The organism is Parapedobacter sp., from assembly GCF_035556095.1.
Taxonomy (GTDB): domain Bacteria; phylum Bacteroidota; class Bacteroidia; order Sphingobacteriales; family Sphingobacteriaceae; genus Parapedobacter.
The window spans coordinates 197,143-212,945 of sequence record NZ_DATMFT010000022.1; the positions used below are offsets into that span (position 1 = coordinate 197,143).

Annotated in this window: 11 protein-coding genes and 1 other RNA gene; 6 read left to right on the forward strand and 6 right to left on the reverse strand. The window is 50.5% G+C overall.

The annotated features are described in order from the left end of the window. Positions 1–83: 83 nt before the first annotated feature. From mnmE to VNQ80_RS14740, 5 genes are read right to left on the reverse strand one after another with little or no spacing between them, the layout of a single operon-like run. Positions 84–1,445 carry a tRNA uridine-5-carboxymethylaminomethyl(34) synthesis GTPase MnmE gene (gene mnmE / locus VNQ80_RS14720; protein WP_325639946.1) on the reverse strand — a complete coding sequence of 454 codons (1,362 nt, stop codon included), beginning with the start codon at positions 1,443–1,445 and terminating at the stop codon, positions 84–86. 19 nt (positions 1,446–1,464) lie between these two features. Beyond that, on the reverse strand, positions 1,465–2,733 hold the full coding sequence (locus tag VNQ80_RS14725; protein ID WP_325639998.1) for a glucose-1-phosphate adenylyltransferase: 1,269 nt from the start codon (positions 2,731–2,733) through the stop codon (positions 1,465–1,467). Positions 2,734–2,739: 6 nt separating this feature from the next. Beyond that, entirely contained in the window at positions 2,740–4,188 is a 1,449-nt protein-coding gene (locus tag VNQ80_RS14730; RefSeq protein ID WP_325639948.1) for a glycogen synthase, read from the reverse strand. 4 nt (positions 4,189–4,192) lie between these two features. Continuing rightward, positions 4,193–6,268 (reverse strand): 1,4-alpha-glucan branching protein GlgB, encoded by a 2,076-nt coding sequence (gene glgB, locus VNQ80_RS14735; protein WP_325639950.1) that lies wholly within the window; start codon positions 6,266–6,268, stop codon positions 4,193–4,195. An 18-nt stretch (positions 6,269–6,286) separates the two neighbouring features. Beyond that, the gene (locus VNQ80_RS14740) at positions 6,287–8,743 is read right to left on the reverse strand and encodes a glycoside hydrolase family 31 protein (RefSeq protein WP_325639952.1); all 2,457 of its coding nucleotides are present in this window, start codon (positions 8,741–8,743) and stop codon (positions 6,287–6,289) included. A gap of 557 nt (positions 8,744–9,300) precedes the next feature. Here VNQ80_RS14740 and hisG point away from each other — a divergent pair. The 3 genes from hisG to ssrA all read left to right on the forward strand — a co-directional run bounded on the left by hisG (position 9,301) and on the right by ssrA (position 11,869). Beyond that, complete coding sequence (gene hisG, locus VNQ80_RS14745) at positions 9,301–10,152, forward strand: ATP phosphoribosyltransferase (protein ID WP_325639954.1); 852 nt, start codon at positions 9,301–9,303, stop codon at positions 10,150–10,152. 7 nt (positions 10,153–10,159) lie between these two features. Further along, a complete protein-coding gene (gene hisD, locus VNQ80_RS14750; protein ID WP_325639956.1) occupies positions 10,160–11,446 on the forward strand; it encodes a histidinol dehydrogenase in 1,287 nt (428 codons plus the stop codon). A 55-nt stretch (positions 11,447–11,501) separates the two neighbouring features. Further along, positions 11,502–11,869: a transfer-messenger RNA gene (gene ssrA, locus VNQ80_RS14755) on the forward strand. Positions 11,870–12,039: 170 nt separating this feature from the next. Here ssrA and VNQ80_RS14760 read toward each other — a convergent pair. Continuing rightward, positions 12,040–13,767 carry a tetratricopeptide repeat protein gene (locus tag VNQ80_RS14760; protein WP_325639958.1) on the reverse strand — a complete coding sequence of 576 codons (1,728 nt, stop codon included), beginning with the start codon at positions 13,765–13,767 and terminating at the stop codon, positions 12,040–12,042. 213 nt (positions 13,768–13,980) lie between these two features. On the opposite strand from VNQ80_RS14760, the gene VNQ80_RS14765 reads away from it, so the two are divergent. The 3 genes from VNQ80_RS14765 to rpsG all read left to right on the forward strand — a co-directional run bounded on the left by VNQ80_RS14765 (position 13,981) and on the right by rpsG (position 15,729). After that, positions 13,981–14,682: a hypothetical protein gene (locus VNQ80_RS14765; protein ID WP_325639960.1), complete on the forward strand. Its 702-nt coding sequence runs from the start codon at positions 13,981–13,983 to the stop codon at positions 14,680–14,682. Positions 14,683–14,834: 152 nt separating this feature from the next. Beyond that, positions 14,835–15,242, forward strand: a complete 408-nt coding sequence (rpsL, locus tag VNQ80_RS14770; RefSeq protein ID WP_325639962.1) for a 30S ribosomal protein S12 — start codon at positions 14,835–14,837, stop codon at positions 15,240–15,242. 19 nt (positions 15,243–15,261) lie between these two features. After that, the gene (rpsG, locus tag VNQ80_RS14775) at positions 15,262–15,729 is read left to right on the forward strand and encodes a 30S ribosomal protein S7 (RefSeq protein WP_325639964.1); all 468 of its coding nucleotides are present in this window, start codon (positions 15,262–15,264) and stop codon (positions 15,727–15,729) included. Positions 15,730–15,803 lie beyond the last annotated feature (74 nt).

Genomic DNA, 15,803 nt, shown 5'->3' on the forward strand with positions numbered 1-15,803 from the left:
TTTATGATTACGCAATTTGACAAAAAACTTAGAAAGCCAGCATTAGCCTGAACATCGTGTGATTTTGTTATTGATTTGTCGCTTTATTTCCCGATGCAAAACTTCGAAAAAATATTATCCAGTAAATCATCGGTGGATACACTGCCCGTGATTTCTCCGAGGTGATGTAATGCCTGGCGGATATCCATCGCCAAGAAATCAGATGTAACCGGGTTATCGATGCCGTCAAGTACTTTCCCAAGCGACTCACTTGTTTTCCGCAATGCCGCCACATGCCGGATATTGGTTACCAGCACATCATCACTGTCTAGGTTATGCAGGTTTACTTTACGCAATAACTCGTCTTTCAGCTCCTCCACCCCGACGTTGTTCTTGGCTGAAATAAACAAAGGTTTAATATTGGCCAATGCTTCCCTGTGTGTTTGTGTGAGCAGGTCTGTCTTGTTGACCACCACCACGTAGGGTACACCCAACGCAGCCACCTCTGCAATCTGGCTGTCGATCTCATCAACATCATCCTGCTGCGGATCGGCCAAGTAAATAATGAGCCGTGCCTGCCGCATCTTTTCGCGTGTGCGCTCCACCCCTTTCGCTTCGATGATGTCCATCGTGTCGCGGATGCCCGCCGTATCGATAAAACGAAATGACACCCCATGGATGTTGATCTCATCTTCAATCGTATCGCGCGTTGTACCTGCGATATCCGATACGATGGCACGCTCTTCGTTGAGCAAGCTGTTGAGCAGCGTCGACTTGCCTACATTGGGCTTGCCCGCGATGACCACCGGCACCCCATTTTTCAGCACATTGCCTTGTTCAAAAGAAGTAATAAGCCGACGGACCACCGTATTGATTTCAAGCACCAGGCTTTTGAGCTGTTCCCGATTCGCAAACTCCACATCTTCTTCCGAAAAGTCCAGCTCAAGCTCGATGAGCGAGGCGAAGTGGATCAGTTGTTCGCGGAGCTGCTTCAATAGATTGGAAAACCCACCGCGCATCTGCTGCATGGCCACTTGGTGCGATGCTGCAGAATTAGAGGCGATCAGATCGGCTACAGCCTCAGCCTGTGATAGGTCCATCTTGCCGTTGAGAAAGGCACGCAGCGTAAATTCGCCCGGCTGGGCTGCGCGGGCACCCCCGCTGACGAGTAGCTGGATAATCCGCTCGATGATGTAGCGCGAATTGTGCGTGGAGAGCTCAACCACGTTTTCACCGGTATAGGAGTTCGGACCGACGAATAATGACACCAGCACCTCATCCAACACCTCATCGCCATCACGGATGGTTCCGAAATGGACGGTATGGGTAGACTGCTGCGAAAGGTCCTTACCTCTGAAAACCCGGTTGACGATGGCTATCGCATCCGTACCTGACACACGGATGATCGCAATGGCGCCGCTTCCGGTGGCCGTCGCCAACGCTACAATCGTTTCTTGATTTGCCATAGCGGCAAAGGTACAAAACTCAACCGATCACCGTACCGCTAGGCAATATCGCTCGCTTTTTGGTGACCACAATGCCGTCACGTATGACATGCGTTTCGAAGTCGCCATCCTCCAAGTGACTGCCACCTGTGATGCGGACGTTATTGCCAATGCAGCAGTTTTTATCAATGATGGCATTTTCGATGTAGCAATTTTCACCTACACCGGCCAGCGGCATCCCCTGTTGATTTGATTGCTCAATTTCTTCAAGTGTCTGGTAAAAATCACATCCCATCATGTAGGTGGTCTTAATCACCGTGCCTGCACCGATACGCGATCGTACACCAATGACGGAGCGTTCAATTTCCTCAGCCGCGACGATACAACCATCGGCCAACACTACCTTATCCAGCCGGGTACCCGAAACTTTAGACGGCGGCAGCATGCGTGGCCGGGTAAAGATGGTATCTTTGTCAAAAAGGTTAAACGAAGGAATATCGTCTGTGAGGCCAATATTGGCTTCGAAAAATGAGCCAATAGTACCAATATCGGTCCAGTAGCCCGGGTACTGATAGCTGTGCACCCGGCGGTGTCCGATGGATTCGGGCAATAGCTCCTTGCCAAAATCAACACCCGAGCTTTCAGCCAATATCTGTTTAAGCACCTCTTTATTAAATACATAGATACCCATTGAGGCGAGATATTCCCTACCGGCAGCCTTCATCTCATCGCTCACTTCAGACACCCAGTCGGGCAGCAGCGAACTATTAGGCTTCTCAATGAATGAAGTGATGTTGCCTTCCTCGTCGGATTTTAGGATACCGAACGACGTGGCATCCTTGGCACTCACCGGGATGGTAGCCACGGAGATCTCGGCACCTGCCTTGATATGCGACTGGATCATTTCCTGAAAATCGATCTGGTATAACTGATCGCCCGACAAGATGAGCACATGCTCATAATCGTGGTGCTTGAGGTAACGCATCAGATGCCGAACCGCGTCGGCCGTACCTTGATACCAGCGCTCACCCTCGTTGGTCTGCTCAGCCGCCAGTATATCCACAAATCCTTTACTGAATAGACTGAAATTGTAGGTATTTTTGATATGTGTATTGAGCGAGGCCGAATTAAACTGGGTAAGCACATAAATGCGGTGATAGCCCGAGTTGAGGCAATTGGAAATCGGAATATCTACCAATCGGTATTTGCCGGCAATCGGCACTGCAGGCTTTGAACGCTTTTCAGTCAATGGATAGAGGCGCGTGCCCTTGCCACCCCCCAGTACTACGGAAATTACACTGTGCTTGATCATAATCTATTCGTTTATATGCTGATAAAGATCTATGTATGAAACGGCCGATTTATCCCAGGAGAAATCGAGCGCCATCAGCTGCTTCCGCAACTGCTGCATCCGCTGCGGGTTGGCATACAGTTCCAGCGCCCGGCCGATGGCGCTGGCAGCATCCGCTGCATTAGCCTCGGCAAAGGTGATGCCGTACCCGCCCGGCTCAAGGATATCCTGCACCGTGTCCTTCAATCCACCCGTACTTCGTACGATTGGTACCGTACCGTAACGCATGGCATATAATTGGTTGAGCCCGCAGGGTTCCACGCGCGAGGGCATGATGAGAAAATCTGCCGCAGCATAAATACGGTGCGACAATTCCTCTTGGTAGCCAATGTAGGCCCCTAGCTTGCCAGCATACTGTTCGGCCAGGTGGGCAATCGCGGCCTGCACCTGCGGATCGCCTGAGCCCAGTACCATGATGGATAGCTCAGCACCCTCACGCCCCAATAGGCGTTCGATGATATCCGGCAGGAGATCTGCGCCTTTCTCACCGGCGAAACGCCCGATGTAGGCGACAAGTGGCTTCTTCGGGTCTAAGCCATAGGCATTGCAGAGGAAGGCTTTGTTTTTACTTTTGCCCGACTGCACGCGGCTTGGCGGGTAATGGTGCGGCAACATCGCATCGCTTGCCGGGTCCCAAACTGCGGTATCGATACCATTGACGATGCCGACACCCTTGGCACGCTCCATGGCAAAAAGATGTTCCAAACCATTAGCCTGTGTCATCAGCTCGCCGAGGTAACCTTCGGAAACCGTAGTAAACGCGGTGCAGCATTTAATTAACGCCGCTAAGGGATTGATGGTTTTATCCCAATCAAGCAAGCCCCATTTCCATGTATCGAATGGGGGCAGTAAAATAGCTTTGTTCCAATCCATCCATCCCTGGTACTGCCCGTTGTGTACGGTACCTACTGTGGGTACGTTCTTCAGCGTGGCAAACTGTTCGCAGTAATACATCATGAAAGGGATGAGACCCGTATGATGGTCGTGGCAGTGCACCACATCCGGCACAATACCCGCTTCGGTAATCCAATACAAAAAACCATGCTGGAAAGCCATAAATTGATCGCTCTCATCAGCATATCCGTAAGGTTCATCGCGGTCCAATAGACCCGGTATCTTAATCAGATAAAGTTCAAAACCCAATACGTCGTTCCGCGCTTTGAGCACCGTCATTTCCAATGGCCGTGACCCTTGGCGGAACGAACCGGCATACACCACGTCAAACGTATGGTGCTGTACAAAGGGTTTATTATACCACGGCAGCACCACCCAGGTGCGGATGCCCGCTTGGTTCAAGTACTTGGGCAGGGCGCCCACCACATCGCCGAGGCCACCTACCTTGGCCACCGGATAACATTCGGCACTCAAGTGGATTACGTGCTTACCCGCCCGATGTGTTGTTCGTTTCCCCATCGTCTTAGTTGTCTTTTGTTGTGTCTTTTTTGGAAGCATGCCGCTTACGGACCGGCACGTCCGCTTTTTCCGGTTTTTTTTCCGATTTCCGCTCCGGTTTACTGGCTTTCTCCGTACTGATAAGTGGTGTTTTCCTGCTTTGCTTCACCTGTTTCCGGGCGGGCTGCTGTGCGGTATCGCGTTTGAGCACAAGGCCTGCCAACGGCGGCAATGTAAGCATGGCCGACCAGTCTTTGTTCATCCAGCGGATAGGTTCGGCCTTTATCGCGGGCTGCTCGATGCCGCTGCCGTCGTAACGGCGGTCATCCGAATTGAGTACCACGGCCCATTCGCCCTCGGCGGGTAGACCGCAGCGGTATGCGTACCTTACCACAGGTGTCAAGTTCAGAATAATGAGCAGATCATCTTCTGACCGCAACCCTTTGCGCACATAGGCAAGCACGGAGTTGGACGAGTCGCCGGCTTCTATCCATTCGAAACCCTCCGGGCTAAAACTATGTTCATACAGCGCGGGCTCGCCCCGATAGAGGTAATTGAGTGCCTTCACCAGCTCAAACATTCCCTGGTGCGGTTGGTATTGCATCAGGTGCCAATCGAGCGACTGATTACAGTTCCACTCGGTGGTCTGTCCAAACTCGCAGCCCATGAAGAGTAGCTTTGTACCCGGGTGGGTGTACATGTAGAGATATAGCGCACGGAGGTTGGCAAACCGCTGCCAATCGTCGCCCGGCATCTTCTGTATCATGGCACCTTTGCCATGTACCACTTCATCATGCGAAAGGGGTAGCATGAAGTTTTCATGGAAGGCATACAGCATACTGAAAGTAACCTGGCCGTGATGGTGTTGGCGGTATAAGGGATCGCGGCCGAAATATTCCAATGTATCATGCATCCACCCCATCATCCATTTCATGCCGAAGCCAAGGCCCCCGCTATACACTGGGCGACTCACGCCCGGCCAGGAGGTGGATTCTTCCGCGATGGTCTGCACGTCAGGAAAATACCCATACACAGCCTCATTCAGTTCCTTCAGGAAACCGATGGCTTGCAGGTTCTCACGGCCGCCGTGTTCGTTGGGTATCCATTCACCTTCCTTGCGGGAATAATCGAGATAGAGCATGGAAGCCACCGCGTCTACCCGTAACCCATCCACATGGTATCTATCCAACCAAAATACAGCATTGCTGATCAGGAACGAGCGTACCTCATTGCGCCCGTAATTGAAAATATAAGAACCCCAGTCGGGATGAAACCCCTGGCGTGGGTCCTGATGCTCATACAGGTGCGTACCGTCAAACAAGTGCAAGCCATGTGCATCACCCGGAAAATGGGATGGCACCCAGTCCAACAGTACGCCAATACCGTTGCGGTGCAGTTCTTCGATAAGATACATCAGATCCTGGGGCGACCCATACCGCGACGACGCCGCAAAGTAACCGGTAACCTGATAGCCCCAGGAAGGGTAATAGGGATGTTCCATAATGGGCATCAGCTCTACATGGGTAAAACCGGCTTCCTTGATATAGGGGACCAACTTTCCGGCAATATCCCGGTATCCGAGCAGTTGAGTCGGGTCGTCTGGACTACGAATCCACGATCCGAGGTGTAACTCATAAACGGCGACAGGCTTATTGAGCCCATTGTGCTCATGGCGGGACTGCATCCAATCGCCGTCGTCCCATTCATACCATGTGGTTGATATCACCGAGGCTGTTTTAGGCGGCACCTCACATCGCAATGCGAAGGGGTCGCTTTTCTCCAAGGTCTCACCCTGATACGACCGGATATGGTATTTGTACAACTCACCTACACCGACGCTGGGAATAAACCCTTCCCAAATGCCCGACCCATCCCAACGTACAAACAGCGTGTGCGCATATGGGTTCCACCCGTTGAAATTGCCGATTACCGATACCGAATCGGCATTGGGCGCCCACACGGCGAAATAAGTTCCCCATATACCGTTCCGCAGCACGGCGTGCGCCCCAAACTTTTCGTATAGTTTGTGATGCTTGCCGGCCTGGAAGAGGCTTACGTCAAAATCCGTAAATAACGAATATACTTCTACCGAATGCTGCATAACGTTGGGGTTAAATGGTTAAGCAATAGCTATACTCCTGAAATCCTTCGGCACTTTAACGACATAGCGGCCCTCATCATCCTTTTTAAACGTTGTCGTCTTATCGTCAACCACCACCTGTTTCAGCTCAAATGGCAAGGCAACCAAGTGCAGGTCATACGTATCGTATTTTTCGGAATACAGGCCATCGATATGCTGTGTAATGGCCAAGCCCTTGGATGTACCTTTTACTACGAACTTCTTTTCCAAATAGATGTGCTGCTCGTATGCAAATGTGTCGCCGTGGTCTTCATAAAGGTACGAATTGGTTTTCTTATCTGTATAGTATACCAACAACTTTAGCGATTCTATGCGCTTTTCATGCACATATTGCATCACTGGATATTCAGGCATGACCGCCCCAGCCTTGACAAATATCGGCATCCTATCGATCGGCGTATCCACCTCGTACTCCTTGCCACCTTCGAAGCGGACGTTGTCCCAATAGTCGTACCACGTGCCTTGGGGTAGGTATACTTTTTTGCGCTGCTGACCGGGATTCAATACTGGCGATACCAGCAGCTTGTCGCCGAAGCAGAACTCCTCTTCGCGCTGGATGTTACTATCCAAGTGCTGCTCGACCATCGTCACCGGCCGCAGGATGGGAAAGCCATATTTGGTGTGTTCCCAAAATACCGAGTAGATATAGGGCAGCAGCTTATACCGCAATTCGATGAATTTCCTGTTCAGCGCCTCGCTCTCAGGGCCAAAACTCCATGGCTCGCGCTCGGCGGTATCACCCGCCGAATGGGCACGCATAAACGGCGAGAACACCCCGAATTGGATCCATCGAGTGAAAAGTTCTGCGTCTGGCTCCCCGCTGAACCCGCCGATATCCGTACCGCAGAAAGGTAATCCCGACACCGATAACCGCTGCAACTGCAATACGCCCAATCGGAGGTGTTCCCAAGTAGCGATGTTATCGCCTGTCCACACCGATGCATAGCGCTGTGTGCCGGCATAGGCGGCACGGGTGATGGTGAAGGGTCGCTTTTTCTGGAATAGTTTCTTGAGCCCATCGTAGGTTGCCCGAACCATCTGCATGCCATACACGTTGTGTGCCTTACGGTGCGAACCCCGGTGCCCATCGAAATTGTGGCGCACGTCATTGGGGAAGGTACCCCTACCGAACACCGCAGGCTCGTTCATGTCGTTCCATACACCGGCTACGCCGGCCTCCACCAGCTCCTTGAACAATCCGCCCCACCATTCACGCACTTGCTTATTGGTGAAGTCGGGAAACTGGCAACGGCCCGGCCACACATAGCCTTCCATGAAATAATCATCGCCGCGGCGGCAGAAGTAGTGGTTTTTCTTCCCTTCCTTAAACACCCAGTAGTTTTCATCCACCTTTATACCCGGGTCGATGATTACCACCGTACGGAAGCCATCATCGGCCAGCTCCTTGATCATCTTCTTCGGATCGGGGAAATAATGTTTGTTCCATGTAAAGCAACGGTAGCCGTCCATGTAATCGATATCGAGGTAAATCGCATCGCACGGGATTTTCCGATCGCGGAAGTTTCTCGCGAGGTCGTGCACTTTGCTTTCGGGATAATAGCTCCAACGGCACTGATGAAACCCAAGGGCCCACAGCGGCGGCAGGTAATGCGTGCCGGTAATACTATGATAGCGTCTCACCACGTCCATCATGTGGGGGCCGTGGATATAGTAGTATTGCAGTTCGCCACCTTCGGACCAAAAGCTTGTTTGGTCGTGCGCCTCGGCTGCAAAATCAAAATAGGTTTTGAACGTGTTGTCGAAGAAGATTCCATACGCATTTCCTTCCTGTAAACCGATATAAAAAGGAATGCTGCGATACAGCGGATCTTGGTTGAACTGGAATGAGTAGGTGTCCGAATTCCAGTTGGTAAAACGCCCCCCACGGAGGTTGAGGTGGGTCGGCTTGTCGCCCAGCCCATAAAACGCCTCGTTGACCGTGGCCACCTTGGTGCTGTATACGTAATAACCACCGAAGTCGGGGTTCTCCTCCCAGTGCATGGGCGAATAGTCCCTATTATACACAATTCCTTCGCGATCTTCGAAAGAAATCAGAAAATCAGCCTTGTTGATGACACAAGTTACCGTATTGGTTTTTACCCGGTAAACATGTTGGTCTTCCTCAAAATTATACACGGCTACGTGCTGGTCGGTCTGCGGCACCGCATAGGAGAAGTCTTCCAAGAACTGGCCGCTCGGCGCGAGCCGCACCCGGATAATCTCATCACTGACCACTTTGACCTCCACGATGGCACTGCCGTCACTGAAGTAATAGTTGTTATTCTCCTGATGGTACCCCGCTACCGGGCCCAAGTAGTTCTTTACAATCTCCGGTAAATCCAATACCGGATTATTCACGTGGTGTATTCCCTCTTCCAATAATGAGGAAGCACTGCTCGTATCTATTTCTTGTTGTTTAGTCGAATCCTTCGCCATAAATCACCTTATATTTTTAGCCAAAGTACATTTTTTGGGAAATTAAAACAATTTATCAGTTTATAAATTAACCGAAATAAACCAATATGCTTGTTATCAGTTGTTTGCTCAAGTAGTTCTCGCTTTCCGCCGCTTGCCGCGATATGGGCTTGTTCTCTGGCTTGACCCAAAGAATCAAACTGACCAAAGGGAGCTCGTGCCAAAAAGTAAAGCGCACCCGGCGAGGGCAAAAAAGAAAAACATGCCGAAAGAGCGGAAAAAAGAAACAACGTTTTAGACAAAAACTTGCATAGACCACATTTACCACCTATATTTGCCCACCAACTTCATGGATTATTAATAGAAAACATGCAGCTTGCTTTCATCCATACATTTATACACCACCATCGCCACTGCGGCGATATGTAATTTGTATGTTTCTACGTGAAGCAATTTGAAACCCAATGTTTTTATCTCCAAGTATTAATAATTAAAGCGCATTGAAGCCAGCATGGAATTAGCCCTTAGCATGGATAGCATGCATAGCTTCATAGCCGTTAAAAAAATATACTCAACTCATGAACAATCTGAAAATAGCGATACAAAAATCCGGTAGGCTCAACGAGAAATCGGTACAACTCTTGAAAAACTGCGGCTTGACTTTCGAGAATTACAAGAGCTCGCTCATTACCACCGTTGCCAACTTCCCATTGGAAATCCTTTTCCTGCGCGATGATGATATTCCTGAATATGTACAAGATGGGATTGCCGACCTCGGCATCGTGGGAGAAAATATAATCGCCGAAACCGAGGCCAGCGTACGCTATCTGCAGCGGCTAGGGTTTGGCAAGTGCAGCCTCAAGATTGCGGTTCCCACACACAGCGAATTCAACGAACCGGCCGATCTAAACGGCAAGGCCATCGCAACCTCCTACCCCACCATCCTCAAAAAATTCCTTGATGAAAACCACATATCTGCCGATATCCGTATCATTTCAGGGTCGGTAGAAATTTCACCGGCATTGGAGTTGAGCGATGCCATATTCGATATCGTCTCCACCGGGGGAACGCTACGTAGCAACGGGCTCAAGCCTTTTGCCGACGTGATGACATCAGAAGCCATCTTAATCAGCAAAAATGGCATTGACGGCAATCCCGTAGTGCGCGAGCTCATCCAGCGCATCCAATCGGTATTACGTGCCGAAGAAACGAAGTACGTGGTGCTCAACGTTGAGCGTAGCAGCCTTGATGAAATCATCGCCCTGCTACCCGGCGTGAAAAGCCCCACCATCGTACCACTGGCCGAGGAAAACTGGGTAGCGGTACACACCGTCATCTCCGAGCAGGACTTCTGGGACAAGATCAATAAATTGAAAGCGGCCGGCGCCCAGGGCATCGTGGTGATGCCCGTAGAGAAAATCATCATGTAACCACACCATGTTGAACACTTACCGATACCAATCGCTCAACGAGCAAGACATCCGACGGCTGCTCGACCGCAATACGGATCCATCGAACGAGATACAGCAGTCGGTTACCGCTATTATCGACGACGTGCGTATAAACGGTGATGCCGCACTCAAAAACTACGCCGCGAAGTTTGACGGTATACAGTTAGAACGCCTGTACCTCGAAGCCAACGAGATCGCTACCTTGGCCGCCTCCATCGGACGTGAGCAGCAACGTGCGCTGGAAATCGCTTTTGCCAATATCCACCGATTCCACGAAACGCAGCAACGGAAAGAACGGGTAGTGGAAACGATGCCGGGCGTGAAATGTTGGCGTGAACCGCGGCCCATCGAAAAGGTGGGACTATACATCCCTGGTGGCTCCGCCGTGCTACCCAGTACGCTGTTGATGCTGGGGGTACCCGCACGTATCGCCGGCTGCAAGGAAATCGTAGTTTGCTCACCGCCACAACCCGACGGCGGCATCAACGGCTATGTGGCGTATTGCCTGCAATTGCTCCACGTCGACCGGGTTTACCTCGTGGGCGGCGCCCAAGCGGTGGCTGCCATGGCCTATGGCACCGCCAGTGTACCCAAGGTCGACAAGATATTCGGACCGGGCAACCAATACGTCACCAAGGCCAAGAGCCTGGTTCAAGGCCTCACCCAGGTGAGCATTGATATGCCTGCTGGCCCTTCTGAAGTATTGGTTATTGCGGACCACACGGCCAACCCTAACTATGTCGCCGCCGACCTACTGGCACAGGCTGAACACGGAACCGATAGTCAGGCCGTATTGGTGTGTACGGACCAGCTGTTGATTGACCGTGTGCAGGCTGCCCTTGACGAACAGCTTGCCGGATTACCACGCGCAGCCATCGCGGCGAAAGCCATAGCCAATTCATATGCGGTTTTGTGTGATACGTTAGATGAGGCCATCGCATTTAGCAACCGATATGCCCCGGAGCACCTGATCATCGAAATCGACGACTGGCAGCCCCTATTGCGGAAGGTGATGAACGCGGGGTCTGTATTCGTCGGTCACAACACGCCCGAAAGTGCGGGCGACTATGCCTCGGGCACCAATCACACATTACCCACAAGCGGGTTTGCCCGTTCATACTCCGGCGTATCGGTCGACTCATTTATCAAAAAGATCACTTTTCAGCACATTACTGACGAAGGGTTGCAACGCCTCGGCCCCACGGTAGAGGTGCTAGCGGAACTGGAAGGCTTGCAGGCACACAAAAATGCCGTCTCGATCAGGCTGGGCTAGGGGGGACATATTTATTCCGATAAATTCCGTACCTTTGCACATAGTTTCATAACAAGGGTCCGACCGGAATTGACAGGATGGAGACGGTTATGTAAGCATGCAGCGCGTTGTGAGTATGGCGCTTTAATCTCAACTTTCAACTTTATAAATGGCGAAAATAACTACGCCTTAGCTGCCTAATTTAGAATTAGCACAGCTTTTGTCCCGCTCGCGCTTGGTTCCGTAGCGTAGCGTCAGGGGCATCGAATTACGGAGCTGGTTGACCTGGTGTTGCGACAGGTCGATGAGATAAAGCAACTACGGAAAACGGTATAGGCAAGCATCCGGCCTTCCCTTTCCCGACAATGAAACGGAAGCTAAGCATGTAGAAAGCGTACATTGTACCATGGCTGGACGAGGGTTCGAATCCCTCCGGATCCACCGAAAAGAAGCCCGGCAACTGCCGGGTTTTGTTGTTCAACGGCGTTGCAAAACGCAGTTTTAGCAAAAGCAGGAGGAACAACAAAACAGATGGAGCGCAGCAGCCAATTATCTCTAAGCAACCCAATGCATGGGGAATGAGGGATGAGAACCCGACAAGAGGGTTCGGCAGACTATTCCATGATACTTGACGAGGAAACAAGATGCAGGTCGGCATATTGCCATGACTCTTCAAATGCAGCTTTCACTTCGACTGCTTCATTGGCTTTGCCCAGCTTTACCAAACTGTTGTATAGACCGATCAACGCCCAACCGTTCTTGCGCCAAATCTTTAAATCATCCCGATAAACGTTCACGGCCTCCTCATACTTTCCGGCCTTGAGCAATACGGCTCCCAAATGATGCCGGACAGCGAAAAACCAATCCGGGGGTTCATTGTAATTGAGGTCATCTTCAATCGCCACCGCTTCTTCCAACAAGGACTCGGCTTTACTTAGTTCATTCTGTTGAACCGCAATTCCGGCAGACAATACGTTGACCGCGATATGAACGAGGTTGACCGCAGTATTGATATCCCAAACGGTAATGTGCCGGAGGCTGGTGTCTGCGGCCAAGAAACGCAGGCTGTCCAACTGTTTTGCCGCACCGGGTAAATTGCCTTTCCCTAAAAAGGCCATTCCTCTGGCATAATGCCAAACAGCCCGCGGATATACAAGGTCTTGTTCCGGCGCAGTGATGGACAGGATGTTATCCCATGCGGCGAACTTTACCGCTACGTAATAAGGGATGGTGTAGTAATGCTGTAAGGTTCCCCAACCCGGCATGCGCATGATATCTTTTGCCGTATGCTGTTGTAATTTCATGGCGGCCTCCCAGGCTAGTTTTGAGTTGCCTTCCAATGTGGCTGTTGCGGCTAAAAAATGATAATTATGTGGATAGTAAGCGAGTGGGTAAACCCCTTGTGCATGGCAGGCCGTGGTGTACAGGCTGTCAATTTCTATTGCGCGTAAATTAACAAGTGAACCGAGGTGATAATCGCCTGTATTGATATAAATATGGGAGGGCATGTGCACCAGATGGCCCGACCCCGGCACCAATGTTTCGAGCAGTTTTGCGCTTGGCAATGCGCGCTCAGGTGTGGCCGAGGATTCCAGTGCATGTATATAAAAATGATGCGCACCCGGGTGCTTCGGATACTTTTCCATCAGATGTTCCAGCACGGCCAACAGTTTCGGTGTCCAGGCCCTAGGAGCCTTTGTTGATTTGTCATACAGATCCCAGGGATGCAGGTTCATCATAGATTCCGCATATAGCGCTCCGATATCCGGATTGGACGGATATTGGTCATAGACTTTTTTCATGGCAGCGGCATAAGCTATATCCAATGGACTGCGGTCAGCCGGAGGTTGTTCCGCGTACCTTTCTGTCAATGCTTCAATGAGCGCAACCTCCGCGGGAGTACAGTTTCCAGAAAGTGCTTTTGCTTTCATGGCCGCATCATAAGCCCATTGAAAATGCTCCTCTTCCATTCCTCCATTGTAGTTAGGCCCCAATACATAGGCAAAACCCCAATAAGCCATGGCGCATGTGGAATCGAGCCTGGTAGCCTCGTAAAACGACCGAGCTGCTTCAGCATGATTAAACCCATACGCCAACATCAACCCTTGATTAAAGTATTCCTGCACTTCTTTATCAGCAGCGGATATCTTGAAATCGATGCCTTCCAACCCCGCAAACCTCGGTGCCCGCTTGCCCGATGTGTACCAATCTTTATCGGATATTTGCGGACTGTAACAGCGCACGGCCTGCGGCATTTTATCAGACCGTCTGTTTTCCTTTGCGGAATTATTACATCCGAGGAAGAGAAACAGGAAGAGCAACAGTAAACAGAACGTTTGCATGTGTATGGTTTTTGATTTCTTCTCAATAATTTATTCCTCATTGGCCAAGCGGAGCCCTTGGCAATAAACGCCGAAAGACCCACGAACATACAAGCTACATTCAAAACGCGTAAAACAAATATACTGGCATCTTTTCATATTTAGCAAAACAATCTTTGGCCTCGTCGGTTTGTTTTTACACAGTGAATAACTCAGAAAATTAGCGAGATAGTTATGAGGAGGTTGTTGCTTTTCAATGGGGTCTGTATTTTACTTTCTATTTTTGCATCGTGCGTGAAAAATGACGGCACCGATCGTACCATCAACATACATTCCGACTTTTCGGAAGGTAAAGATGGCTGGGAGGCCGGTTTTTCCGAATATAATGGCGATAACGAAGAAAGTTATGAATTGGAAGAAGGGTTAGCGCCGCTACCGCCACCGCTGGATGAAGGGCAATCGGCGTACCGGATCTCGGGGATGAATCGCAGCGACGACCTTTTCATGTACCTCACGAAGCGGATGCAAGGGCTCAAGCCCAACATGCGGTACCATGGACATTTTACCGTGAAGCTGGCTTCAAACGCACGTACTGGCGGAGTGGGTGCCGGCGGCGCTCCGGGTGAATCCGTAGGCATTGGCATTGGGATTACGGTCGACAAACCCATTTCCGTAGCCGACGAAGACAACTTCTACCGGATGAACATTGACAAAATACAGCAGTGTTGTACCGACGGTACCGACATGGTTGTTATCGGAGACGTGGCAAACGGTACAGAAGACGAAGTATACACCATCATCGAGCGGACCGGTGAGTTTTCAGCTGAGACTGACCACCAGGGCGTACTCTGGCTAACCGTAGGTACGGACTCGGGTTATGAGGGCCGAACCGCGCTATACTACACCGGTATCGACGTAGTCCTGCAAGAAATATAAGTGCCAGCCATACCGTCAATCGGGGTGCAGTGCTACCGAGCGGGGTTTTCGTTGTACTTTTTTACCAAACTCCTTGATAATCAAAAATAATCTATCTACCTTTGCCGTCCTTAAAATAAGTTTAGGATAAAGCAAAAATTAAAAAAAGGTAAATGCCTACTATTCAACAATTAGTTAGAAAAGGTAGAGTAGCTCTGGAAGACAAGAGTAAGTCCCCAGCGTTGGACAGCTGTCCACAGCGAAGAGGCGTATGCACGCGCGTGTATACCACTACCCCTAAAAAACCAAACTCAGCAATGCGCAAAGTGGCGCGTGTACGCCTTACCAATGGCAAAGAGGTAAACGCTTACATTCCTGGCGAAGGCCACAACCTACAGGAACACTCCATCGTGTTGATCCGTGGCGGCCGGGTAAAAGACTTACCTGGTGTGCGTTATCACATTATCCGTGGCGCTTTGGATACCTCGGGTGTTGCAGGACGGAACCAACGGCGTTCGAAATATGGCACAAAACGTCCGAAACCAGGACAGGCAGCGGCGCCAGCAAAAGGCAAGAAATAATTAAACGGAGGACAAGAAGATGAGAAAGTCAAAACCCAAAAAAAGGATCATTCTGCCTGACCCGAAGTTTAATGAAGTGCAGGTAACCCGCTTTGTCAACAACATGATGATTGACGGCAAGAAGTCACTTGCTTACAGCATATTCTATAAGTCAATGGATTTGGTAGAAAAGAAAACCAGTGAAAATGGCTTAGAGACTTGGAAAAAAGCGTTGAATAACGTGATGCCGGCAGTAGAAGTGAAGTCACGCCGCGTAGGTGGAGCCAACTTCCAAGTTCCCACGGAGGTCCGTCCGGAGCGGAAGGTTGCACTGGGCATGAAATGGCTGATTAGCTTCGCTCGCAAACGGGGCGAAAAGACCATGTACGAAAAACTAGCCGCTGAGATCATCTCTGCATCAAAAGGCGAAGGTGCTGCCGTTAAGAAAAAGGAAGATACCCACCGGATGGCCGAAGCCAACAAGGCGTTCTCGCATTTCCGGTTTTAAGAATTAACAACAAAGCACAAATGAATATACACCGATCTTTAGTAAGGTGCAATCGTATCCACTAAAATCGGTGT

Excerpts from the sequence above, each read along its gene's own strand:
- glgB (WP_325639950.1), bottom strand. The coding sequence starts at position 6,268 with ATGCAGCATTCGGTAGAAGTATATTCGTTATTTACGGATTTTGACGTA.
- rpsG (WP_325639964.1), top strand. The coding sequence starts at position 15,262 with ATGAGAAAGTCAAAACCCAAAAAAAGGATCATTCTGCCTGACCCGAAG.
- VNQ80_RS14730 (WP_325639948.1), bottom strand. The coding sequence starts at position 4,188 with ATGGGGAAACGAACAACACATCGGGCGGGTAAGCACGTAATCCACTTG.
- mnmE (WP_325639946.1), bottom strand. The coding sequence starts at position 1,445 with ATGGCAAATCAAGAAACGATTGTAGCGTTGGCGACGGCCACCGGAAGC.
- hisG (WP_325639954.1), top strand. The coding sequence starts at position 9,301 with ATGAACAATCTGAAAATAGCGATACAAAAATCCGGTAGGCTCAACGAG.
- VNQ80_RS14765 (WP_325639960.1), top strand. The coding sequence starts at position 13,981 with ATGAGGAGGTTGTTGCTTTTCAATGGGGTCTGTATTTTACTTTCTATT.
- VNQ80_RS14760 (WP_325639958.1), bottom strand. The coding sequence starts at position 13,767 with ATGCAAACGTTCTGTTTACTGTTGCTCTTCCTGTTTCTCTTCCTCGGA.
- hisD (WP_325639956.1), top strand. The coding sequence starts at position 10,160 with ATGTTGAACACTTACCGATACCAATCGCTCAACGAGCAAGACATCCGA.
- VNQ80_RS14740 (WP_325639952.1), bottom strand. The coding sequence starts at position 8,743 with ATGGCGAAGGATTCGACTAAACAACAAGAAATAGATACGAGCAGTGCT.
- rpsL (WP_325639962.1), top strand. The coding sequence starts at position 14,835 with ATGCCTACTATTCAACAATTAGTTAGAAAAGGTAGAGTAGCTCTGGAA.